23 protein-coding genes are annotated in these 23982 nt (G+C 51.0%); 12 read left to right on the top strand and 11 right to left on the bottom strand.

Annotation, left to right across the window (positions count from 1 at the left end; genetic code table 11):
• Positions 1-17 precede the first annotated feature (17 nt).
• The 3 genes from HMY34_RS12030 (at position 18) to HMY34_RS12020 (ending at position 3113) form a co-directional block, all read left to right on the top strand.
• The gene (locus HMY34_RS12030) at positions 18-884 is read left to right on the top strand and encodes a YicC/YloC family endoribonuclease (RefSeq protein WP_202715726.1); all 867 of its coding nucleotides are present in this window, start codon (positions 18-20) and stop codon (positions 882-884) included.
• Positions 885-968: 84 nt separating this feature from the next.
• Positions 969-1880, top strand: coding sequence for a DnaJ C-terminal domain-containing protein (locus HMY34_RS12025; protein ID WP_202715725.1), 912 nt, complete (start codon positions 969-971; stop codon positions 1878-1880).
• Between the two features lie 102 nt (positions 1881-1982).
• Positions 1983-3113 carry a Do family serine endopeptidase gene (locus tag HMY34_RS12020; protein WP_228287843.1) on the top strand — a complete coding sequence of 377 codons (1131 nt, stop codon included), beginning with the start codon at positions 1983-1985 and terminating at the stop codon, positions 3111-3113.
• Positions 3114-3435: 322 nt separating this feature from the next.
• On the opposite strand, the gene yihA is transcribed toward HMY34_RS12020, so the two are convergent.
• Positions 3436-4035 (bottom strand): ribosome biogenesis GTP-binding protein YihA/YsxC, encoded by a 600-nt coding sequence (gene yihA / locus HMY34_RS12015; RefSeq protein ID WP_202715723.1) that lies wholly within the window; start codon positions 4033-4035, stop codon positions 3436-3438.
• 308 nt (positions 4036-4343) lie between these two features.
• Between yihA and HMY34_RS12010 the strand changes: the two genes are divergently transcribed.
• The 5 genes from HMY34_RS12010 to coq7 all read left to right on the top strand — a co-directional run bounded on the left by HMY34_RS12010 (position 4344) and on the right by coq7 (position 9619).
• The gene (locus tag HMY34_RS12010; RefSeq protein WP_202715722.1) at positions 4344-4955 is read left to right on the top strand and encodes a c-type cytochrome; all 612 of its coding nucleotides are present in this window, start codon (positions 4344-4346) and stop codon (positions 4953-4955) included.
• A 151-nt stretch (positions 4956-5106) separates the two neighbouring features.
• Positions 5107-7065 (top strand): cytochrome c biogenesis protein ResB, encoded by a 1959-nt coding sequence (locus tag HMY34_RS12005; RefSeq protein WP_228287842.1) that lies wholly within the window; start codon positions 5107-5109, stop codon positions 7063-7065.
• Complete coding sequence (gene ccsB, locus HMY34_RS12000; protein ID WP_202715720.1) at positions 7040-8218, top strand: c-type cytochrome biogenesis protein CcsB; 1179 nt, start codon at positions 7040-7042, stop codon at positions 8216-8218. The genes HMY34_RS12005 and ccsB overlap by 26 nt, the downstream gene beginning before the upstream one ends.
• A gap of 87 nt (positions 8219-8305) precedes the next feature.
• Positions 8306-8959, top strand: coding sequence for a thiol:disulfide interchange protein DsbA/DsbL (locus HMY34_RS11995; protein ID WP_202715719.1), 654 nt, complete (start codon positions 8306-8308; stop codon positions 8957-8959).
• A 15-nt stretch (positions 8960-8974) separates the two neighbouring features.
• Entirely contained in the window at positions 8975-9619 is a 645-nt protein-coding gene (gene coq7, locus HMY34_RS11990; protein WP_202715718.1) for a 2-polyprenyl-3-methyl-6-methoxy-1,4-benzoquinone monooxygenase, read from the top strand.
• Here the strand turns inward: coq7 and lipB are convergent.
• From lipB to ppa, 8 genes are all read right to left on the bottom strand, one after another.
• Positions 9610-10278 carry a lipoyl(octanoyl) transferase LipB gene (lipB, locus tag HMY34_RS11985; protein ID WP_228287841.1) on the bottom strand — a complete coding sequence of 223 codons (669 nt, stop codon included), beginning with the start codon at positions 10276-10278 and terminating at the stop codon, positions 9610-9612. The two genes, coq7 and lipB, sit on opposite strands and share 10 nt — an antisense overlap.
• Positions 10266-10547, bottom strand: a complete 282-nt coding sequence (locus HMY34_RS11980; protein ID WP_202715717.1) for a YbeD family protein — start codon at positions 10545-10547, stop codon at positions 10266-10268. Before HMY34_RS11980 ends, lipB begins: the two co-directional genes overlap by 13 nt.
• Before the next feature lie 22 nt (positions 10548-10569).
• The gene (locus HMY34_RS11975; RefSeq protein ID WP_202715716.1) at positions 10570-11811 is read right to left on the bottom strand and encodes a D-alanyl-D-alanine carboxypeptidase family protein; all 1242 of its coding nucleotides are present in this window, start codon (positions 11809-11811) and stop codon (positions 10570-10572) included.
• Between the two features lie 19 nt (positions 11812-11830).
• Positions 11831-12655 carry a septal ring lytic transglycosylase RlpA family protein gene (locus HMY34_RS11970; protein ID WP_202715715.1) on the bottom strand — a complete coding sequence of 275 codons (825 nt, stop codon included), beginning with the start codon at positions 12653-12655 and terminating at the stop codon, positions 11831-11833.
• Between the two features lie 90 nt (positions 12656-12745).
• Positions 12746-13942 carry a lytic murein transglycosylase B gene (gene mltB, locus HMY34_RS11965; protein WP_202715714.1) on the bottom strand — a complete coding sequence of 399 codons (1197 nt, stop codon included), beginning with the start codon at positions 13940-13942 and terminating at the stop codon, positions 12746-12748.
• Positions 13943-13988: 46 nt separating this feature from the next.
• On the bottom strand, positions 13989-15101 hold the full coding sequence (gene rodA, locus HMY34_RS11960) for a rod shape-determining protein RodA (RefSeq protein WP_202715713.1): 1113 nt from the start codon (positions 15099-15101) through the stop codon (positions 13989-13991).
• A complete protein-coding gene (gene mrdA, locus HMY34_RS11955) occupies positions 15098-17095 on the bottom strand; it encodes a penicillin-binding protein 2 (protein WP_202715712.1) in 1998 nt (665 codons plus the stop codon). The genes rodA and mrdA overlap by 4 nt, the downstream gene beginning before the upstream one ends.
• Before the next feature lie 52 nt (positions 17096-17147).
• Positions 17148-17702 carry an inorganic diphosphatase gene (gene ppa, locus HMY34_RS11950; RefSeq protein WP_202715711.1) on the bottom strand — a complete coding sequence of 185 codons (555 nt, stop codon included), beginning with the start codon at positions 17700-17702 and terminating at the stop codon, positions 17148-17150.
• Between the two features lie 103 nt (positions 17703-17805).
• Between ppa and HMY34_RS11945 the strand changes: the two genes are divergently transcribed.
• A complete protein-coding gene (locus tag HMY34_RS11945; RefSeq protein WP_202715710.1) occupies positions 17806-18405 on the top strand; it encodes a DUF2058 family protein in 600 nt (199 codons plus the stop codon).
• Here HMY34_RS11945 and rsmI read toward each other — a convergent pair.
• Together rsmI and HMY34_RS11935 are read right to left on the bottom strand one after the other, a co-directional pair.
• Positions 18402-19244 (bottom strand): 16S rRNA (cytidine(1402)-2'-O)-methyltransferase, encoded by an 843-nt coding sequence (gene rsmI, locus HMY34_RS11940; RefSeq protein WP_202715709.1) that lies wholly within the window; start codon positions 19242-19244, stop codon positions 18402-18404. The two genes, HMY34_RS11945 and rsmI, sit on opposite strands and share 4 nt — an antisense overlap.
• A 77-nt stretch (positions 19245-19321) precedes the next feature.
• Positions 19322-21343 carry a sodium-translocating pyrophosphatase gene (locus HMY34_RS11935; RefSeq protein ID WP_202715708.1) on the bottom strand — a complete coding sequence of 674 codons (2022 nt, stop codon included), beginning with the start codon at positions 21341-21343 and terminating at the stop codon, positions 19322-19324.
• A 169-nt stretch (positions 21344-21512) separates the two neighbouring features.
• Between HMY34_RS11935 and HMY34_RS11930 the strand changes: the two genes are divergently transcribed.
• From HMY34_RS11930 to HMY34_RS11920, 3 genes are read left to right on the top strand one after another with little or no spacing between them, the layout of a single operon-like run.
• Positions 21513-23030, top strand: a complete 1518-nt coding sequence (locus tag HMY34_RS11930; RefSeq protein WP_202715707.1) for a penicillin-binding protein activator — start codon at positions 21513-21515, stop codon at positions 23028-23030.
• The gene (locus HMY34_RS11925; protein WP_202715706.1) at positions 23020-23385 is read left to right on the top strand and encodes a YraN family protein; all 366 of its coding nucleotides are present in this window, start codon (positions 23020-23022) and stop codon (positions 23383-23385) included. The genes HMY34_RS11930 and HMY34_RS11925 overlap by 11 nt, the downstream gene beginning before the upstream one ends.
• A 3-nt stretch (positions 23386-23388) precedes the next feature.
• Positions 23389-23979: a phosphoheptose isomerase gene (locus tag HMY34_RS11920; protein ID WP_202715705.1), complete on the top strand. Its 591-nt coding sequence runs from the start codon at positions 23389-23391 to the stop codon at positions 23977-23979.
• Positions 23980-23982: the final 3 nt, after the last annotated feature.

Below are 23982 nucleotides of genomic sequence, written 5' to 3'. Positions count from 1 at the left end.
ACCGGAAGCAAACACCCATGATTCGCAGCATGACGGCCTTTTCTCACCGCGAACTGACCATTGAACACGGCACACTCCAATGGGAAGCCCGCACCGTTAATCACCGCTACCTCGACATCAGCCTGCGTTTGCCTGAAGAATTCCGCAGTCAAGAAAACAGTTTCCGCGAAACTATCCAAACCAACCTCAAGCGCGGCAAGTTTGAAGCCAGCTTGCGCTTCACGCCCACCACCGGCAATACCAACGAAATTCGCATCAATGAACCGCTGGCACGCGCCCTGATCATTGCCTGCCGCCAATTGGAAACCATTACCGACAACCCCGAACCCCTCAAAGCGGTCGATATTTTACGCTGGCCGGGCGTGGCGCAAGACATTGCTCCCGACAAAGACATTCTCAGCGCCCACGCTAAAGCTTTACTGCAAGACACGCTCGATGATTTGCAGGAAATGCGCGAACGCGAAGGCAAACGCCTTGCCGAATTCATCTACCAACGCCTTGACCAAATTGCCGAAATTACCGTGCGGATTCGCAAACACCGCCCCGGTATCGTTGCCGCGCAACGCGAAAAAATCCTCAACCGTATTGAAGAACTCAGCATTTCCCCCGACTACAACCGTATTGAGCAAGAACTGGTTATCTTGGCGCAACGGCTGGACGTGGAAGAAGAACTCGACCGCCTGATGGCGCATTTGGATGAAATCAATGCGGTATTGGAACGTGATGAACCCGTCGGGCGGCGCTTGGATTTTTTAATGCAAGAACTCAATCGCGAAGCCAATACCCTCGCGTCTAAATCGAATGATTCCGACACCACGCAAGCCGCCGTTGATCTTAAAGTGATGATCGAACAAATCCGCGAGCAAGTGCAAAACATTGAATAACGGTGATAAGATCAGTGCATAGTTCGTCAGAAAACGCCGCGCCTGCGGCGTTTTTTGTCGTAGACTCCGGGGCAGAGGTATGAAATGGAATACAAGGACTACTACAAAACATTAGGGGTGGAACGCAACGCTGATCAAGACAGCATTAAAAAAGCGTTTCGGCGCATGGCAGCCAAATACCACCCTGACCGCAATGCAGAAAAAGGCGCAGAGGCACGCTTCAAAGAAATCAATGAAGCCAACGAAGTCTTAAGCGACCCGACCAAACGCGCCCGTTACGACCAACTGGGTGCTGAATGGCGTGCCGGTCAAAACTTCAAACCGCCGCCAAGCTGGAATAATAATTCCCCGCAATTCGATGCGTCTTTTTTTGAAGGCATTGCGCGGCGTGGTGTCAATAATCAGCAGTCCGCTTCTGGCTTTAGTGATTTTTTTGAAGGCTTATTCGGTGGCAGTTTTCGACGCAATTCAAACGGAAATGCCAATGCCGCACACGCCGCATCAGCCGCTGCGACCTTAGACATTGGTATAGAAGACATTTACCGTGGGCTAAAAACGGTGCGCTTGCCAACGGGAGACAGTGTACAAATCCGCATTCCACCCGACATTTCCGAAGACAAAAGAATTCGCATTCCCGGAAAAGGCGCACACGGAGCCGATGTATTTTTAAAAGTTAAGCTGACGGAACACCCGCTGTACCGACGCGAAGGCAGCCACATTTACCTCGACCTACCGATTGCACCGTGGGAAGCGGCACTCGGCGAAACCGTCACCGTCAAAACACTGGCGGGTAAAATCAGTTTAAAAATCCCCCCCGGCTCGCAATCCGGTAGAAAAATGCGCCTGAAAGGACGTGGCCTTGCAGGGCAGGAAACGGGTGATTTATACATCGTCTTGCAAGTTAGCACCCCGCCTGCTGATACGGCGGAACAAAAAGAGTATTATGCGAAAATGAAAACGCTGTTCACTTGGAATCCCCGACAGCACATCACTTGACAAGGAACCTTATCCTCGGATAACTGTCTGAAAACATTGAACACTCCATAACGAGAAAAGTAAAACATGGTTATGCTACCCATCACGTCCAGGATAGTTTTATTGGCAGCATTTATCCTGCCGATTGCCGTACCTAGCACGGTCTGTGCTGCGCTACCGACCGAAGTCAATGGGCAAGCCTTGCCTTCGCTGGCAACGATGTTGGAAAAAATCACCCCAGCCGTCGTGAATATTGCCACCGAAGGCCGCCAGCCGATCAATGATTCATTGCTCAATGACCCTTTTTTCAAGCGCTTTTTTGGCGATACGCCGCCGGGTGAACGTCAAATCAATGGCACGGGTTCGGGGGTGATTATTCATGCACAGCGCGGTCATATACTCACCAATTCGCATGTGGTTGAAAGTGCCGACGCTATCCACGTTACTTTGAAAGATGGGCGCAAATACCTTGCAGAAGTTGTGGGAATTGACCCGCGTGCTGACTTGGCTGTGTTGCAAATTCCAGCAGAACGCTTGACGGCTATGCGCTTTGGTGACTCAGACCGTTTACGGGTGGGGGATTTTGTTGTGGCTATCGGCAACCCTTACAGCATTGGTCAAACGGTAACATCAGGGATTATCAGCGCCTTGCACCGCAACCCTGGCATCAGCGAATACGAGAACTTTATCCAAACAGATGCACCGATTAACTTGGGTAACTCCGGTGGCCCGTTGGTGAACTTGAGTGGTGAGTTAATCGGCATTAATACCGCGATTCTCGGCGATCAGGGCGGCGGCAATTTAGGAATTGGGTTCGCGGTTCCAATCAATACCGCTGCGGGCGTCATCACCCAAATTGTCCAATATGGAAGCGTTGAACGTGGTCAGTTAGGGGTTGAAGTACAAGACGTTGATAGCACCATGGCGCGTGATTTCGGGATCAAACCCAATGAAGGTGCTATTATTAATCAAGTGCTTGCAGGTTCTCCTGCTGAAAAAGCCGGTGTCGAAGCCGGTGACATTATCATCAAGATGAACAATAAAAATGTTCAAGGCGCTGTTGATGTTAAAAATATTATTGGTGATTTGCGAGTGGGTACAGAAGTCAATATGACATTGTTACGTGCAGGGCGTCCAAGAAACATCACGGTGATTATTGCGCAGCCTAAGACAGAAAAATCAGCCGCGCCGCTTCGCGCTGACAATCTTCAAAAGGCGACAGGCCAACCTTTTTGGGAAAAAAGCTTGCGTTGAATTTTTGAGACATGCAAATCACAAAAAATATTCGAGCCATTAAACTATTTTATTTTTATAGCACGTCGGAATGCGCTACTATTCAGATAGATTTAAGAAATGTATATTTAATCTATTAAAAGTTTCCGTGAAGTATCGAAAAATGCGCAGGATGATGCTTAAGCCCGGCATCGGTGTTTTTCGTTTACGGACACAGGTTTGGTTTCCCCAATCCAGACCTGTTCGTTAAACCCCGGCTTTTTAGACCCCCTGTTTGGCCGGGGTTCCTTTTTCCCCGCAGGAAGAAGGATACCCTTAAAGAAATGAACTCTTCCTGAATGACTCAGGCACCTTTCCCCAACCACTTATCCAAAACTTCCCAACATTCGTCCAGCCCTTGCCGGTTAAGTGCAGAAAATGTCTGTACCGACGCCATTCCATAATCAGCCAACGTTTTACGCACTTGCAACAGTACGTTCAGTCCGGCACCGCGCGTCAATTTATCCGACTTGTTCAGCAATACATGCACCGGCAGCATTCGATTGCGTGCCCAGCGCAACATTGCCTGATCGTAATCGGTCATCGGGTGACGAATATCCATCACTAACACCATTCCGCGTAAGGTATTCCGCTGCGTCAAATACGATTCGATAAATTTCTGCCATTCCAGCTTGATCGCTTCCGGCACTTTCGCATACCCATAACCGGGCAAATCCACTAAAAAATGCGCATCCGGTAACTGAAAAAAGTTGATTAATTGGGTTCTTCCCGGCGTTTTACTGGTTCTTGCCAACGACTTTTGCGAGCACACACGATTGATTACACTGGATTTTCCAGCATTAGAGCGCCCGGCAAAAGCGATTTCCAAACCGCCCTCGTCGGGCATGGTCTTACGGGTTGTGGCACTTTGCAGAAAAGTGGCCTGTTGGTAATAGTTATTCATAATGTTAGCGTTCTCTAATATTTTTTGCGGAATACAAGCAGAATATGTTGTACAATTCATTCGTTTTTTTCAGAATACCCTTCCCGTTACCGCGAAAGGGGGACACTGGGAAAACTGTAGAGCGTGTGGATTATGGTATGCCTGCGTCAGGGTGAGTGCAGATTAAGATGCACTCGGTATGATTGCAAGTAATTGCCGCAACCGCGAAAAGACGGTTAGGCAACGCATCACATTCAGTGAACATGGGGAGTCACCGGGTGTCATGCAAAAATATGACAGATTTTGTAGATATTAGGAGCACTTCGATTATGAAAAAAGTACTCATGCTTGTACTGAGTGGCTTAGCTGTTAGCATCGCTGCCTCTGCTTGGGCAGAAGGTGGCAATGCTGAAGCAGGCAAAACCAAATCCGCGACTTGTGCAGCCTGCCACGGTGCAGACGGCAACAGCGTTAACCCTGAATGGCCTAAATTGGCAGGTCAACACCCAAGCTACATTTTGAAGCAGTTAATGAACTTCAAACATGATGAGCGTGTTAACCCGTCCATGACCCCAATGGCAAAACCATTGAGTGACGCAGACATGGCTGACTTAGCGGCTTACTTCTCCTCTCAAGTGAAGAAAGCGGGCGAAGCCGACCAAACTAAAGTGGCATTAGGTGAGCAAATTTACAAAGGTGGCAATAATGCGACTGGCGTTGCGGCTTGTGCGGCTTGCCATGGCCCTAACGGCGCGGGCAATCCTGCGGCCAACTTCCCAGCCCTCAATGGTCAACATGTAGCTTACACCAAGCTGCAATTGCACGCTTTCCGTAAAGGTGAACGCGCTAATGATGCGGGCAAAATGATGCGCAATATCGCCGCAGGCATGACCGATGCTGAAATCGAAGCCGTTGCTGAGTACATTGCTGGCTTGCAGTAATGATATTACCATTCGGTAATGCTTTGCGGTAAAACGGGGGGTGGCTTTTGCCACCCTTTGTTGTTTTAATGCATTCATTCTGTCAAGACGATTTTGTGGTATGAGAAACTCGCCAAGCTCCAACGCACGCCTCATTAGTTTTTTAGGTTCGATGAACTTAGCCATCAGTTTGTTGGTGGTGGTTGCCATTGCCTCCATCATTGGCACTGTATTGCAACAGAACCAACCCTACACCAGCTACCAAATCAAATTTGGCCCTTTCTGGTTTGATTTGTTCAAATCGCTGGAATTATACGATGTGTATTCAGCTTTGTGGTTCTTGGCTATCTTGGCGTTTTTGGTGGTGTCGATTGCCACCTGCTTAGGGCGCAATACCCCCGGTATTATCCGTGAATTACGCCATTTTCGTGAAAATGTGCAGGAAAAATCCTTGCGTGCCATGAAACATCAAGCCGCTATCAACAGCGTGCAAGATGCGACCGTTACACAAGCGTTGGCAACCCGAATTCTACACGCACAAGGTTTCAAAACTCGCCCAAAAGCGGGTGAAGATCATACCGTTGTAGCAGGCATGAAAGGCGGCGCTAACCATTGGGGTTACTGGCTAACACACCTTGGCATGATTGTTATCTTCCTCGGTGGTTTAATGGATAGCCGCCTTCCCATCATGATTGCGGAATGGCAAGGCAATCTAAAACCCGAAACCCGCGATATTCCTGCATCGGAAGTCCCCGCTGTCAGCCAATTATCGGACAGCAGTTTTTCTTATCGTGGCTCCGTCGACATACCGGAAGGCAGCCGCGCAAATATTATTTTCCAGCCGGTACGTGATGGCTACTTGGTACAGCATCTGCCGTTTGAAGTCGAAGTTAAAGAGTTTCGCGTCGAACACTATTCCACCGGGCAGCCCAAATCGTTTGAAAGTGACATTGTGATTCACGACAAAACGCTCGATGCACCGTTGGAAACCACTATTTCCGTGAATCACCCCTTGATTCACAACGGCGTGGCAATCTACCAAGCAAACTTTGGGGATGGCGGTTCGGAACTCAAACTGCGCCTGCACTCACTCAGCAATCGCTATGCCTCGCAAGACGTTGATGGCAAAGTCTTCCGCGACTACACCTTAACCAGCTCTGACCAGCAATACAAACTGGAAGTTAACGACTTTCGCCTGTTTAACATCAACGACATGGAAGACGGCAGCGGCAAGATCGAAAAGAAAAACGTCGGCCCCAGCGTTACCTTCAAATTACGTGATGCCACCGGACAAGCGCTCGAATACCAAAACTACATGAACCCGTTGAGTATCAAAGGGCAAAACTATTTCATCAGCGGGGTACGCACCACGCCGAATGAACCTTTCCGTTATTTGCACATTCCCGTTGACACCAAAGGCAGCATGGAACGCTTTATGCGGTTTTTGTCCAATATACAAAATACCGAATTGGTGAAACAATCCGCGCTCCAGACCACCCGTAACTCCATGCAACAAACCACGGTTGCTGATCCGGCGGTCGAAGCACAAATCGTGGAGTCGATGCAGCGCTTAACCGAACAGTTTGCGACCAAAGGTTCAGAAGGCATCATGGCTGAAATTGCGGCAAAGTTTCCGCAAGATAAGCAGGAAAGCGCCGCCGAAGCTTTCATGAAAGTGCTGAATGCCGCCTTGCGTGAGGTCTATAAAGAGACGCTCAAGCAAGAAGGCATGACCGCTGAACCGACTGAGGCTGACTGGTTATTCTTCGATGATAGCTTACTAGCAATTGATAAATTGCCCGCTTACGGGTCGCCTTGGCTGATCCACATGGACAGCTTTAAACAGATTGAAGCGTCTGGTCTACAAATCACGCGCTCGCCCGGCAAAGATGTGGTTTATTTCGGCAGTCTCATGTTAACAATAGGGGTATTTCTCCTGTTTTACGTGGCGCATCGTAGAATATGGGTATGGATTAAACCGCTGGACAATAACCAAGCGGAAATCGTCCTGGCAGGTAGCAGTAACCGCAATCAGCCAGAATTTGAGCGTTATTTCCAACAGTTGCAGGGCCTGTTCCAGCAAGTGATGAAACAAGAGGTGAAACATGTCGACTCCCCAACAAACCATTGACTCGCTCATTGATCAACCCAGCCTATTCCAGCAACTGCGTTTGTCGGATTGGCTGTGGGCAGCATTAGTCATTGCTGCCAGCGCATGGGTATTCTTCCAATACGGTAGCGTAATGGATGAATACGAAATCGGTATTCTTGCCCTCACCACCCCGTCCTTGGTGGGATTAGGTTGGTACTGGAAAGCCTTCCGCCCCTATACCATCGCCGTTGCGCTCTTAAGTTTATTGGGCATTTGGTTGTATGGCGGCAATTACGCCAATGCTGAACAAATGTTCGGGCTGAAATTTTTAGTCTCCAGCCAATCTGCCGTAATGTGGATGAGCGCTTTATTTGTACTGGCAACGGTGACTTATTTCGCGGGTTTATTCACAAACAATGCATTTACCTTGAAAACCGGTTCAGCCATGACATGGGTTGCCTTGGTAATGGGTTTCACCGGATTAATGGTACGCTGGTATGAATCTTATCTGATTGACCCTGAATTTGGTCACATTCCCGTTAGCAACCTTTACGAAGTTTTCATTCTATTCTGCATTATCACCGGCCTGCTTTACATGTTTTATGAGGGACGTTACAAAAATCGTTCACTCGGTGGCTTTGTATTGATGGTAATCAGCGCAGCAGTTGCCTTTCTGCTGTGGTACAGCTACACCAAAGGCGCACATGAGATTCAGCCGTTGGTTCCCGCCTTGAAAAGCTATTGGATGAAAATTCACGTACCCGCCAATTTCATTGGTTACGGAGCGTTTGCTTTGGCAGCCATGACCAGTATTGCCTACCTCTTGAAACACCATGGGCAACAACGCAATCCCAATGGTTTGCTGGCAACACGCCTGCCTCCCATTGAAATGCTCGATGATATAACTTACAAAGCGATTGCACTGGGCTTTGCGTTTTTCACTATTGCGACCATTCTCGGCGCAATGTGGGCTGCCGAAGCATGGGGCGGCTACTGGTCGTGGGATCCAAAAGAAACTTGGGCATTAATTGTCTGGTTAAACTATGCTGCATGGCTGCATTTGCGCTTCTCGAAAGGTTGGCGTGGTACACCCATGGCTTGGTGGGCTATCGTTGGTTTATTCGTCACTTTGTTTGCATTCCTCGGCGTGAATATGTTCCTCTCCGGTTTGCATTCTTACGGTGAACTTTGAGTGCCGCATCGTCTCTAAATAGGGCGAGTTATAGTAGTAACTGGTTGATAGTATTTTTAATAAACACAAAAGGGAGATAATAAACCAATGAAACGCACATTAAGCCACACCCTCGGCTTTATGATGGCAGCACTGTTTGCCCTGACTGGCTGTATTCCCGAAGCCAGTCAGGCACAAGACTTTAAAGAAGGCACGCATTACGTCACCTTACCGTCGACTATTCCCACGCAAGCCGCCGAAGGAAAAGTCGAAGTCGTTGATTTGTTCTGGTACGGCTGCCCGCATTGCTATTCGCTAGAACCCACGATTGAGAAGTTCCTCAGCAAGAAGCCAGACAATGTGGTTTTCCAACGTGTGCCAGCCACCCTCAGCCCACGCTGGGAATACCACGCAAAACTGTTCTACGTTGGGCAAATGCTCGACGCGGATGGCAGCAAACGGGTACACACGAAAATCTTTGAAGCCCTGCAAAAACAGCGCCGTAAAATCAATGACGATGAGGCGATGACGCGCTTTTTCACCGAACTCGGCTTTACGGCTGATCAAGTGAAAAGCGCTCTAAACTCCATGGAAATGAAGACCATGATGGCACGCGCCAAAGAAGTGGGTGAAAAATCCAAAGCAGATTCCGTGCCTGTTATTATTGTGAATGGCAAATATCGCACCAGCCCAAGCATGGTGGGCAGTGAAGAAACCTTGTTACAAGTCGTTGATTATTTGGTAAAACGCGAAACCAAATGATCATGGGAGAATGAGATGCGCACACTCAGCCTGCTGGATAAAGTCCTGACCGAAATTGATCAATCGTTGCGCGTGGTTCATGCCACCGCACCGACCACGGAACGCCCGAATCCAGCGGCTGAAATGCCAGAAACCGCACCACTTAACGAAGATGAACGGGTTCTGGTTGCCAAGCTGATGCGCATTAATCATGCGGGTGAAGTGTCTGCCCAAGGTTTATACCGTGGGCAGGCATTAACCGCTAAACGCGAAGACATCCGCGAACAGATGGAACGTTCCGCCATGGAAGAAAACGACCATCTCAACTGGACAGAAAAACGCCTGCACGAACTGGGCGGACGCAAAAGCCTGCTGAACCCGTTGTTCTACTGGGGTTCATTCACCATCGGCGCAGTTGCAGGCAAAATTGGCGACAAATGGAGTTTGGGTTTTGTCAAAGAAACCGAAGATCAAGTCATCAAGCATCTGGAAGAACACATCAATCGCCTGCCCCCACATGCCTTGTCCGACATGGCTATTCTGCAAAAAATGAAAGCCGACGAACAGCATCACGCGGATATTGCCATGCAATCAGGTGGCGCTAAATTGCCATTCCTTGCCCGCAAATTACTGATGCCGCTACTGTCTAAAGTAATGACCAAGAGCACCTATTACGTTTGATCTTGCCCCCAAATTAACGCGGGGTAATCTAAGCGCTGTGCAAGGCACTCACACAATTCATGGGCTAAGGTTGCTAAAGGTTGCTCAATGCCTAAATCTTCGCACTGCGTCACCTGCAAGCCCGCGTAACCACACGGGTTAATGCGCTGAAAGGGTTCTAAATCCATCGCCACATTCAAACTCAAACCGTGGTAAGTACAGCCTTTGGAAATGCGCAGCCCTAACGCCGCAACTTTGCGACCCGCCACGTAAACCCCCGGTGCTTCTCTGTCGCCTAAAGCGGTAATGCCATAATGCGCCAGCAAGTCGATTACCGCTTGCTCAATCGCTGTCACCAACTCGCGCACCCCCAGCGCTTTACGGCGAATATCCAACAACAAATAAACCACCAATTGCCCAGGGCCGTGATACGTCACCTGCCCACCGCGATCAATTGGAATGACGGGAATATCACCGGGCGCTAACACGTGCGCCATTTTGCCATTACGCCCCAAGGTGAAAACGGGTGGATGTTGCACCAACCAGATTTCATCGGGCGTATCCGCTACACGCTGCTGGGTAAATGCCTGCATTTGCTGCCAAACCGCGACATAATCCAACAGCCCTAATTGACGAATGGCTAACGTTGTCGTTAAATCAGCGGCGCTTACAACGCCCACAACACTAACTCACAGGCTTTTAAATCCTGATACACCGCGTCAATCTGCTGCTTACTGGTTGCCCGCAACTTCACGGTCAAGCTGTGGTATTTACCCGCCGAACTGTCACGACGCTGCACATGTGCTTCGGGGTCAAAATCGTTGTCATGGCGGCACACAATTTCACAAATGCGCACGTGAAATTCCGCATCTGCTCGCCCCACTATTTTGATGGGGAAATCACAGGGAAATTCCAGTATTAACTCTTCCTGCTGTCCGAAACGTTCCACCGCTCACCTCACGCTTGCGCTATCAATCCGCGAACAACTTCTGGATACCATCCATCACCTGCCGCCACCAGCCGCCCTCACTGACATCTTCCAACGCCAATAACGGGGTTTCCTTGACGACTTTGCCTAATTCCTGATCCGTAATAATCACTTTGCCCAGTGCGTCACCGCGTTTAATGGGGGCGTCAATGCCTTTATCAAGCTGTATGCCGCCTTTCAATTGGTCATAGCGGCCTTTCACGATGCTCACAAACAAATCATCCACCACCCCGGCAGGCACTTGCGTGGTTTCACCCTTCCAGACGCGCACATTATCGAGCACCGCGCCCGCACCGTACAACTTGTGCGTTTCAAACGTGCGGAAACCGTATTCCAACAATTGCTGACTCACGTTAGCACGAGCCTCTTCACTTTTCGTGCCCAATACCACTGAAATCAAGCGCATGTTGTCACGCTTGGCGGAAGCCACCAAACAATAACCCGCCGACTCGGTATGCCCCGTTTTCAAGCCATCCACAGTGGCATCGCGCCACAATAAGCGATTGCGGTTTTGCTGCTTAATATTGTTGTAGCTGAATTCTTTCTGCGCATACAGCTTGTAATACTCTGGGAAATCATTCACCAATGCTTCGACTAACCGCACAATATCACGCGCCGTGGTGTAGTGATCGTTGGCAGGCCAGCCAGTAACATTCATGTAACGGGTATCTTGCATCCCCAACTCCAGCGCGGTTTGATTCATGCGCTGTACAAACACTTCTTCACTGCCCGCCACGTGCTCCGCTAACGCCATCGCCGCATCGTTGCCGGATTGAATAATCATGCCTTTGAGCAATTTCTCAAACGATACTTTTTTACCCAGCTCAACGAACATGCGCGAGCCTTCCATTTTCCAGGCTTTTTCGCTGATAAGTACTTCATCTTCCAGCTTGACTTTGCCCTTGCCCAAATCCTGATAAATCAGGTAAGCGGTCATCAATTTGGTGATACTGGCTGGCTCCACGCGCATTCCGGGGTTAATACCCGCCAGTTCTTCGCCACTTTGGAAATCGACCAGCAAATAGCTCTTCGCCTCAATTTCGGGAACACCGGGTGCCATCGCAATAATTTCCGGCGGAATATTCGGGTCATTATACGGCGCAGTCGACATATCTTTAGGAGCGGGTTCACCCGTACTCGGCGCAGCCGACTCAGGGGCAGCCATCACGACACCGCCAGCCAGCAACCCTGCCAACAATAACGGTTTAAGAATCCTTATAAACATTAACAGTCCTTTTACTGAATTACTTACCAGCAACCACCTTGAAGTTCGCTAAGCCGTTACTTTGCAGTATATCTTTCACATTATCAATTTGATCTTGATTATACAAAGGCCCAACCCTTACCTGATACATTTCGCGCCCCTCTTGCTGCGCGGTCGCCATCTCTGTTTTTGCCAGCCCCACCGACGTCAAACGCACAAACATATCCAGCGAGGTATTTCGATCCGGCCATGTACCGGCGATCACATAATAAGGCTTAGACTTATCCACCGGCTCTGCCGTTTTAGCCAGAGGCGGCATCGCTTTAGGCTTCGGCGCGGCCTGAAGTTCCGGCGGTAATTGTTCAGGCGGAATAGCAGCCACTTCAACAGGCGCACCGCTTTTCGCCTTAATCCCCAGCGCATTAGCGGCGGCAAACGATAGCTGAATCAAATCACCGCTCTCGAACGGGCCACGGTCATTAATGCGCACAATAATATTCTTACCGTTTTGCTGATTGGTCACTTTGGCAAAACTGGGTAAAGGCAAGGTACGGTGTGCCGCAGAATAACCATACATATCAAACACTTCACAACCAGCCGTCTCAGTACCTTGGTATTCAGCACCGTACCACGCCGCCGTGCCTCGTTCGGCGTAACCCGCCGCAGAATCGAGTACTTGGTAAGTTTTGCCTTCAATCGTGTAAGCGGGGTCATTACCACACTCCGCACGGGCTTCAGCACTCACGCCAGCAGGAACTGGTGCTGACTCTACCGCTTCTTTTTTAGCGCTATTACCGCTACAAGCAACCAAACTCATGGTCATGGAAGCCAATAAGACTCCCGAAAATCGCCAGTTTATTGTCATCGTATTGTCCAGCTTTTTATCATCGCCCATTAGAAAAACTGACCCACGCCACAACGCGCGAATCAGCCTCTATTATTATCACTATAACCCTTAAAAACCAAACTTACGCTTACGGATTTCCTGCGCAAGCTGATGCACCGCCATCGCATACTTTACACTGGGATTATAACGGGTAATCGCGTAGAAGTTTTCACCCCCCACCCAATATTCATCCGTCGTGCCTTCCAGCTTAATTAAACTCACTTTAGCCGAGTTGATAGCTGCCTGCGGTCGCACGCCTTTTGCCGCCAAATCAGCCAAAGTGCGCGAAGGTTTTTTCGGCGTTGCCTCAGCAATACTAGCATAGCCACCGCCAGAAACAGAAGCCGGAACCGCCACCCCTGTTCCGCGCTTCCAGCCATTTTTCGCAAAATAATTCGCGACACTGGGAATAGCATCTTGCGCATTCCACAAGTCACGCTTGCCATCGCGGTTGCCGTCAATCGCATAGCTGCGGTAACTGCTGGAGATAAATTGCCCTAAGCCCATGGCTCCGGCATAAGACCCGTTGAAAATTTGTGGGCGCACTTTTTCTTCACGCGACAACAACAAAAACTGTTCCAGTTCTTTCTGATAAAAACTGGCACGGCGCGGAAAATCAAAGCCCAAGGTTGTCAATGCCTGCAAGGTATTGTGCTTGCCGGTATTTTTACCGTATTGCGTTTCCACCCCAATAATTGCCACCAAATACTCCGTATCCACCCCGTATTGGCGCGTCGCCGCATCCAACAAAGCAGCGTGACGGTTCCAAAAATCCACCCCACCGTTAATGCGCTCTTCGGTCAAGAAAATGGGGCGATAGGCACGCCATACCTGCCCTTCCGTCGGTGCGCCAGCCTTGGTCAGCGCCTCTTTATCCCGCTGCACCCCAGAAAACGTCTGTTCCAAAAACGCAATATCGAAACCGTGTTGGTTATTCATTTTACCAATAAACTGACGCATCGCGGGGTAATTGGCGTAGTCGCCACGCAATCCGGCTGGAGAATTCACCGGTTGGCGCGGTGTTGTTGAAACGGGAGGCTGCTGAGCAGGAATATTGCCACTGACAGGAGGAGGCGTTACCACCGTCTGCCTAATTGGTGGGTAACTTTGCTGCTGACTGGGCGGCGCATTCGCAACCGGCGGCGCAAACACCCAAGGCCATTGTGGACTCGCGGCGCAGCCCCCCAATACCCCACCAATTAATACGACGCTCACCAGTTTACCCAGTGATTTATTCCATTGAACCGAATCGTGCATGACTTTCATAGCCTCCGTCTCCAAACTGCTGAAGGGAGAGCATGAAAATCCGTCTTCAGCCATCCCGTTGATAAATGCGTTTACGTTTCTTCATTCCCATAATGATACCGAAAGCCATCATCAGCGTAACCACCGAGGTTCCCCCGTAGCTCACTAATGGTAACGGCACACCTACCACCGGCAGCATTCCGCTGACCATGCCGGTATTCACAAACAGATAAAAGAAGAATGACACACTCAAACTGCCGCCCAGTAGACGCGCAAAAGTATCTTCGCCCTTGCTGGCTAAATATAAGCCCCGCCAGATAATAAACAGGTACAAGCCCATTAAAATCAAATTACCGACTAAGCCAAATTCTTCACCAAAAACCGCAAAAATGAAGTCTGTGTGCCGTTCGGGTAGGAAGTCCAGATGCGCCTGATCGCCTTGCATCCAACCTTTTCCATAAGCCCCACCAGAACCAATCGCAATTTTTGACTGATAAATATGGTATCCAGTTCCCAACAAATCCGATTCTGGATTCAAAAGCGTATCAACTCGCCTGCGTTGGTAATCGTGCATCCCAAAAAAGTACAATAAAGGCGCTGCAACCGTCACAAAAGCAATCGCCCCGCCGATCAGCCACCACGACATTCCCGCCAGATAAATCACGAAAAAGCCAGACGTCGCAATCAGCAAAGACGTTCCCAAATCCGGCTGCTTCATCACCAACAGCATCGGCACTAACACCAACAACAGTGCAATCACAATATCAATAAAACGAGGCGGCAGCGGTTTCTCAGAAAAGTAATACGCCACCATCATCGGCACCGCTAATTTCATGATTTCCGCAGGCTGTATATCAACCCCAATGTACAACCACCGGGTTGCCCCTTTTTTAGTGACCCCGATAATCAGCACTAAAACCAGCAACACAACACCAATCCCGTACAACCAGATCGACCACTGCCGCAGGGTTTTGCTCGAAATTTGCGAGAACAGCACCAACAAACCCAAGCCAATCGAAAAATGCACCATTTGCCGTTGCACCTGCTCCATATTGCCATCACTGGCACTGTAGAGCGTCGCCAACCCCAAGAACACCAATAACGACAATACCGCCAGCAATACCGCATCCACCCGCTGTAACGCGACAATCAACCACGAAGGCAACAAACTGTTAATCACCGATTACCCCCTGTGGTTTTCTTTTTCGTGGATTTTTTCTCCGCTTTAGCAGGTGGCGTTTCCGAAGCTGGGTCTGATGCCACCTCCGGTTGCGCGGCTTCACCGGCGGGTTTTAACATATCCTCACCGTACTGCTGAAATAAGTAGGCATCCATCAGTTTACGCGCCAAGGGCGCAGCCGTCGCACCACCGCCACCCATCGCATTCTCCATAATCACTGCTATCGCAATTTTAGGATTATCCGCCGGTGCAAACCCCACAAACAAAGCGTGGTCACGTAAACGCTTGGCAATGCGCCCCGCGTTGTATTTTCCACCCGCCAAACCGAACACCTGTGCCGTACCGGTTTTACCGGCAATGCGGTAATCCGCGCCAGCGCCAGCGGCTCGCGCCGTACCGCCGGGACGCATCACGTTTTCCATCCCCTGAATGGTCAACGACCAATAGTTATCCTTTGCCTCAATCGTTGGAAACGGCTCCGGTTTGAGAATACTTTCTTCCTGATTACGCGCAGTTCGCACCCCGCGCAATACATGCGGTTTCAAGCGCACCCCACGGTTCGCCATAATGGTGGTGGCATGAGCCAATTGCAGCGGTGTTGCCAGCCAATACCCTTGCCCGATACCGATATTGACGGTATCACCGGGGAACCAACTGCGCTTGTGGCGTTTTTCCTTCCACTCTTTGCTAGGCATTAAGCCGGACGCCTCCGATGGCAAGTCAATGCCGGTTTTTTCACCGAAACCAAAACGGTTCATCGACTTGGAAAAACGGTCAATTCCCATCCGATACGCCAGATCGTAAAAATACGTATCACAAGATTGTTGGATCGCATACTTCAAATCCACTGAACCGTGCCCGCGCTTATTCCAACACCGAAACGCATGTTTCTGGCCTTGCAAGCGGAAAAAACCAGGGTCATACACCCGACTGCCGGGGGTAATCACCCCTTCAATCAAACCTGCCACCCCCACCATGGGTTTAATTGTCGAACCGGGTGGGTATGTTCCCTGTAATGCGCGATTAAATAAGGGGCGACCGGGGTCTTCACGCAATGCGCTGTAATCTTTCTGCGAAATGCCGTTGATAAATAAATTCGGGTCAAACGTGGGAACACTTGCCAAAGCCAACACTTCACCATTACTCGGATCCATTGCCACGATTGCGCCACGCTCATTTTTTAATAGTTTTTCGGCGAAAATTTGCAGATTAATATCCAGCCCAAGAAACAACTCCTGCCCACCGACAGGATCTTTTTTGCTCAACATTTTTTGTTGCTTGCCGTGCGCATCCACTTCGATTAATTGATAACCTGCCTGCCCGTGCAAGCGCGTTTCATGAGAGGCTTCGATACCCGTCTTACCGATATGGCTGGTACCGATGTATTCATCTTTATTGAGCTTTTCTAAATCACGGGCGTCAATACGTCCCACATAACCGATCACATGGCTGGCGGTTTCCACCAAGGGGTAATAACGCTCCATGCTCTTTTCCACTCGCGCACCCCGAAAACGCGGGCCATTCACCGCCAAGACCGCTTGTTCTTCTTCCGTCAAATTGCCGCGAATCGGAATAGGCTGGTATTTAAAACGCCGCGCCTGTGTTTTGAATAAACGCACATCTTTTTCTGCCAAAGGAATAATCGCACCCAAGCGCTCCACGAATTTATCCACATCGGCTAAAGTCGACTTGCCATCACCGTCTTCATCACCGATGTTGTCACGCACTACTTGAAGCACGTATTGCGTGTGGCTATCCGCCAATAGCACGCCGTTGCGGTCATAAATTTGACCACGATTCGGGGGAATCGGGATGCGTTTCTCGTAATGCTGGCGGGAAAGTTCAGAATATTTGTCGTGCTCGGAGACTTGGAGTTGGTAAACCCTCCCCAAGATCGCCAGCAGAGCAAACAGGATAATAATACCCGCAACCATAGCCCGCACATTGAACATGTGCTGTTCGTCACGTTCCAATTTGATTGGTCTATCGCTCATACCCTAACGAGCATCCTGTCTGCCCTAATGAAAACGGGGCGACTATAACAGATTAAGAGAACGGAATCTCCTCTGGTTGCTCCGTATTATAACGCTCAATACTGTCTAAAATTTCTTGCTTAGCTTCTTCGATACCTGCCCAGCCTTCAACCTTTACCCACTTGCCAACATCCAGCTCTTTGTAGCGCTCAAAGAAATGCTGGATTTGGCTCAGCAATAAAGCTGGCAGTTGCTCGTAAGACTCAATATCACGATACCCAGACGACAACTTGTGCGCCGGAACTGCCACAATTTTGGCATCAATCCCCGACTCATCCGACATTTTCAGCATACCCACTGGGCGTACTGGAATCACACAACCGTGCATCAACGGCGTAGGGCTGACCACCAATACGTCAGTAGGGTCGCCATCCTGTGCCAAGGTGTGCGGAATAAATCCATAATTTGCGGGGTAAAACATGGGTGTCGACAAGAAACGGTCAACGTACAATGCCCCGCTTGCCTTATCCAACTCATACTTCACGGGCGTAGACAATGCCGGAATTTCAATGATGACATTAATGCAATGCGGAACGTCACGCCCGGCAGGAACTTTATCAATATTCATGGTTTACTCTACTCTTGTGTAAAAATCACGGTATTATAACGCTTGTTAACGAATCTAACAGCAACTAACCACCACTACTTGTCGACAATTTCAAGAGAACAGCATGGCACACTCACTACGCGACCAACTCCTCAAAGCCGGGTTAGTCACTACAGAACAGCTTGAAAAAGCCAATCAACCCAAACCCGCCCCCTCACGGCAAGCGCCACCGCGCGACAAAGCCCCGCGTCGTGACAACCGCCCTGTCCCCACGGTAGAAAAACCGCAACGCACTGAAAACAAAGCGCCACGCCCAACGCCAAAAGAAAAAAGCGACCTCGAACAATTTTACGCGGCCCGAGCCAAAACCGAACGCGAAGAGCGCGAACAAGCCGAACAACGCCAACGCGAAATCGCCGCTCGCCGCAAACAAACCCGCGAACAGGTTGCTGCACTGATCAACGCCAACGTCAAAAATGTCGACGATGCTGACATTCGCTATAATTTTGTGGTCGGTGACAATATCAAATACCTCTACGTCACCGAAGCCCAACAGCAAGCCCTAGCCGCTGGCGAACTCGCTATTATCTTCCTTGGCGGCAAACGTTGCCTGATTCCGCTCGACATTGCGCAACAAATTTTAGCACTCGACCCCGAAAAACTCATCGTCATCAATAGCCCCGAACCCGAAGAATCCAGCGAAGCGCCAGCACCAGCCGCCTAAACCATCGCCAACGCTTGTTTATACAACTGGTTTTTCGGCAACCCGGTCAAACGGGCAGCAATCACCGCTGCCTGTTTCACCGGCAACTCTTCCAACAATACCGCCAAAATACTGTCCGCACGCAAAGCACTCAGTTGCTCCTGATCCTCATTCGCCACCTTGCCTGCTATCACCACCACGAATTCACCGCGTGACATATTCGTATCGGTACTCAGTTGCGCGACCAATTCCCCGGCACTGCCCCGGTAAATGCTTTCAAACAGCTTGGTCAACTCGCGCAATACCACCACCGGGCGCTCCTCACCCAAAGTGCTTGCCACGTCCGCCAGCATCTCGGCAATGCGGTGGCTGGATTCGTAAAACACCAAAGTGCGCGGCTCATCCTGTAAACTTTCCAGCCATTTGCGCCGCGACACCGCTTTTGCCGGTAAAAAACCCTCAAACACAAACCGATCCGTCGGCAAACCCGCCACCGATAGCGCCGCAATCAAGGCACTTGCCCCCGGAATCGGCACAATTTTGCACCCTGCATTCCCCAAGGCATGAACCAGTTTGTAACCGGGGTCACTGATCAACGGCGTACCCGCATCGCTGACCAACGCCAATTGCATTCCCTGCTCCAATTCGGCTTGAATGCTGGCAACACGCCCCGCTTCATTGTAATCGTGCAAACTCGCCAACGACCCTTGAATGCCAAAATGGGTCAGCAAGCCACGGGTCACGCGGGTATCTTCCGCATAAATTTTATCCACTTCCGCCAAAATACGCTTGGCGCGTTCTGTCATGTCCGCCAGATTACCGATGGGCGTTGCCACGCAGTATAAAATGCCTTGTTTCATCCACTTCCCCAAACAACGAAGCCCACCACGAAGGGCGGGCTTCTGGTTTTGGCTGGCAACCCCAGCCGTGCACTACCTTACGCCAACAACGGCACAATCAGCAACGCGACAATATTAATGATTTTGATCAACGGGTTGATTGCCGGGCCTGCGGTATCCTTGTACGGGTCGCCGACGGTATCGCCGGTAACAGCGGCTTTGTGCGCCTCCGAACCTTTGCCACCGAAATGGCCTTCCTCGATGTATTTCTTGGCATTATCCCAAGCACCGCCGCCGGTTGTCATGGAAATTGCCACGAAAATTCCCGTCACAATCGTTCCTACCAACACCCCGCCCAGTGCTTGTGCGCCCAAGGTCAGCCCCACAATGACCGGCACTGCCACCGGCAATAATGACGGCACAATCATTTCCTTAATCGCCGATTTGGTCAACATATCCACGCAAGTGCCGTATTCCGGCTTACCCGTGCCTTCCATAATGCCCGGAATCGTCTGGAACTGGCGGCGCACTTCCACCACCACCGAACCCGCCGCACGCCCCACGGCCTCCATCGCCATTGCCGCGAACAGATAAGGCACCATCCCACCAATAAACAGACCGATAATGACCAAGTGATTGGAAAGGTCAAAGCTCATTACCGTCTGATGTGCCGCCGACAATGCATGGGTATAATCCGCAAACAACACCAACGCCGCCAAGCCCGCTGAGCCAATCGCATAACCTTTGGTCACGGCTTTCGTGGTATTGCCCACCGCATCCAACGGATCAGTAATATTGCGAATATCATCCGGCAAACCCGCCATTTCCGCGATCCCACCTGCATTGTCAGTAATCGGGCCGTAAGCATCCAACGCCACCACAATCCCCGCCATTGACAACATGGACGTTGCTGCAATCGCAATCCCATACAAACCCGCGAGTTCATAAGCACCCCAAATGGCCAAACACACCGCCAACACCGGCGCTGCTGTGGAACGCATCGACACCCCAAGACCCGCAATCACGTTAGTGCCATGCCCGGTAGTAGACGCTTGCGCAATATGCCGCACCGGGCTGTATTCGGTAGCGGTGTAATATTCCGTAATCCACACCATTGCCGCCGTCAGCACCAAGCCAATCACCGCCGAGCCATACAGTGCGTTCACCGAATAATCCGGGTTATCCCCCATCATAATCACGGTAACAGGGTAGAAAAAGATCAGTGATGCCCCGCCTGCCACCGCCAAACCACGGTACAGTGCATTCATAATCTTGCCGCCGGTACGCGCTTTCACAAACATAGCGCCCAAAATCGACGCCAGAATGGAAAAGCCCCCCAACACCAGCGGGTACACAATCGCATTTTCCGAACCATTCATCAGCAAGCCGCCGAGCAACATGGTCGCAATAATCGTCACCGCGTAAGTTTCAAACAAATCTGCCGCCATCCCCGCGCAATCGCCGACGTTATCCCCCACATTATCCGCAATCACTGCCGGGTTACGTGGATCGTCTTCGGGAATTCCCGCTTCTACTTTACCCACCAAATCCGCGCCAACATCCGCGCCCTTGGTGAAAATACCACCGCCCAACCGCGCAAAAATCGAAATCAATGAACCACCAAACGCCAAGCCCACCAGCGCATGAATCGCATCGGTCGATGACGTACCGGTCATGGTCAATGCCGCGTAATAACCCGCCACACCTAGCAATGCCAAGCCGACCACCAACATGCCGGTAATGGCTCCGCCTTTAAATGCCACATCCAACGCCGCATTCAAACCGTCTTTGGCGGCTTCCGCCGTGCGCACATTTGCCCGCACCGACACATTCATGCCGATATAACCCGTCGCACCGGATAGCACAGCACCCAAGGCAAAACCCAGCGCGGTTTGCCAGCCTAATGCAATAAAAATAACCGCAAACAGCAGAATTCCCACCACCGCAATCGTGGTGTATTGACGATTCAAATAGGCTTGCGCCCCCTCCTGAATTGCCTGCGCAATCCGCCGCATTTCTGCATTCCCTTCCGGGCGGGCAAGCACCCAGCGCGTCGTCACCAGACCGTAAACGAGTGCGGCAAGCGCACACAAAATGGCAACAGCCAAACCTGTGGACATTAGAACACCTCCATTACTTATTAATAGAAACTCTCTCTCGCTAACAAGCATAGACCTATTTCCAGCATCCAACCGGATTGTTAATGGGCTTCATCAAACATGCAGCATACTTGGTAAAAAATGCTATATTCTGGCAACCATACCCCATTACTAGGTACTAGGACTGACCATGCCATCACAACGCCACCCAAGCATTCTGAAATATTGCGCTATCGCATTATTAACTGTCACATTCATGTTGCAAGGCTGTTCGCCCAACGACTTCATCAATAGCGACGACACTTCGGCTGTGCAAGGCAATGCCACGGTTGAACAAGCCAACGCGCTCTTTAATCAGGGGAAAAAACGTGAAGCCGCTCAAGCCTATTTTGCTGCCGCCACCCGCTACCCCACCCCGCAACGCGAGCGTGTCATTTTGCAAGCGGCGGAAATTGCTGCCTCTATCGGCGATGCCAAATTAACCAACACTTATCTGGCAAAAGTTCCCGCTTCCGCGCTGGATGGCGAAAACCGCGCCCGCCAAGCCTATGTCAAAGCACTCCTCGCCTTGCAACAAAACAACCCAACACTTGCACTGCGCAATTTACCGACTAATTTGGATGAGTTATCCCCCGCTTTGCGTGAAAAAGTCAAACACATTCAACAACGCGCCCAAGCAATGGCCAGTGGCAAGGGCGGCGGCGCACCCGGCGTTCAAAATGTACAAGCCGCTCTCGTCCCTACCAGCGTCACGCGCGTCGCCGCACTGCTCCCGCAATCCGGCTCATTGGGCAGTGTCGGGCAAGAAATCTACCGGGGTATCGACGCCGCCCGTAACAGCGTTGCCCGCGAAACCAGCGTACAAGTTTATGATGTGAATGCCGGTGGAGCCGTGGCGCAATACCAACGCGCCGTGGCGGATGGGGCGGATATTGTCATCGGGCCATTGGATAAAGAATCCCTCGCCGACCTCCTCGCGCAACCGCAAGTGCTCTCCAAACCTTTGCTCAGCCTGAATTACCTGACCAATAGCCGCAATATCCCCGGTGCGCTGTACCAATTCGGCTTATTGCCAGAAGATGAGGCAAAACAAGTCGCCGAAACCACCAGCGCACGGGGCTTACGCACCGCCATTGTATTAGCACCCGCCTCCAGTTGGGGGGATCGCATCTCCGGGGCATTCCGTGCCGCCTACCAAGCCAAGGGTGGTCAAGTCATCAATATTCAACAATTCCCCGACGCACCGTCTAACGCTTATCTGCAAAACGTGCAAAATGCGTTAGCGGCGACGCAAGGCCGTGCCAGCATGGTATTTCTTGCCGCCTCCCCCAGCCAAGCCCGCCTAATGCGCCCTTTACTAGCGGCACAAGCACCGGAACTGCCGATTTACGCCACCTCGCATATTTTTTCTGGGCGCACTAACCCCGGTAAAGATGCCGATCTTGACGGCATTTTGTACACCGAAATTCCGTGGGTCATGGAAGGCTTGCAATCCGGCACACTCAACAACTCACAATTCCCGCGCATGTTTGCACTGGGGATGGATGCGTTCCTGATTGCCAAAAACCTGCCCAGCATTGCGCGTAACCCCAGCACGCAAGTCAACGGCAAAACCGGCAATATCCGCTTGGCAGGCAATCGCCAAATCCAACGTACCCTGTTATTCGCCACCTTTGTGAACGGTGTGCCGCAAGCTGTTGGACAATAAGCCCACCGCGCCGCACCTCATACGCGGCGTCAGCACCGAACAACTGGCTTGTGAACACTTACAAGCCAGCGGTTTGCACCTGCTGCACCAGAATTACCGCCTAAAAATGGGCGAAATCGACCTGATCATGCGCGACGGCGACATTATCGTATTCGTCGAAGTCCGTTACCGCAAAACCGCCCGTTACGGCGGCGCATTGCTCAGTATTGACCCACGCAAGCAAGCGCGTATCATCCGCACCGCACAACACTACCTGCAATACCGCGCCCCCAACGCCCAAGCGCGTTTCGACGTGGTAGCGGTGGAAGGTGATAACGCCATAAATTGGATCAAAAACGCTTTCGAGGCGGGCTAACGCATGACATTACACACACGCATCCAACAACATTTTACCGACAGCATCGCCACCAAACAAAAGGCGCTCACGCTGTTGCAAGACCCTATTCTCGCTGCCGCGACATTGGTTTTTCACACCGTGCAACACGGCGGCAAAATCCTCAGTTGCGGCAACGGTGGATCGGCGGGTGATGCGCAGCATTTTTCATCCGAAATGCTCAACCGTTTCGAGCAAGAACGGCGGGGCTTGCCCGCGATTGCGTTGACCACGGATACCTCCACCCTCACCTCCATCGCCAACGACTACAGCTATGAGCGAGTATTTTCCCGCCAGATTGAAGCCTTGGGGCGTAAGGGTGACGTGTTGCTGGCAATTTCCACCAGCGGCAATTCCACCAACGTGAATCGCGCCATCGACGCAGCACACGACTGTGGAATGCAAGTGATTGCCCTCAGCGGCAAAGCGGGCGGCAGCATGAAAGACCTGTTGCAAGCGGATGATGTGGAATTGCGCGTCCCCGCCGATAGCACCGCGCGGATTCAGGAAACCCATTTGCTGCTAATTCACTGCATCTGCGACCTTGTTGACCAGATGTTGCTAACCCAAGGATAGCGC

The sequence above is a fragment of the Thiothrix subterranea genome, from assembly GCF_016772315.1.
GTDB lineage: Bacteria > Pseudomonadota > Gammaproteobacteria > Thiotrichales > Thiotrichaceae > Thiothrix > Thiothrix subterranea.
The sequence above is the reverse complement of the archived record's forward strand: the minus strand, read 5'-3'. Positions and strand labels throughout refer to the sequence as shown.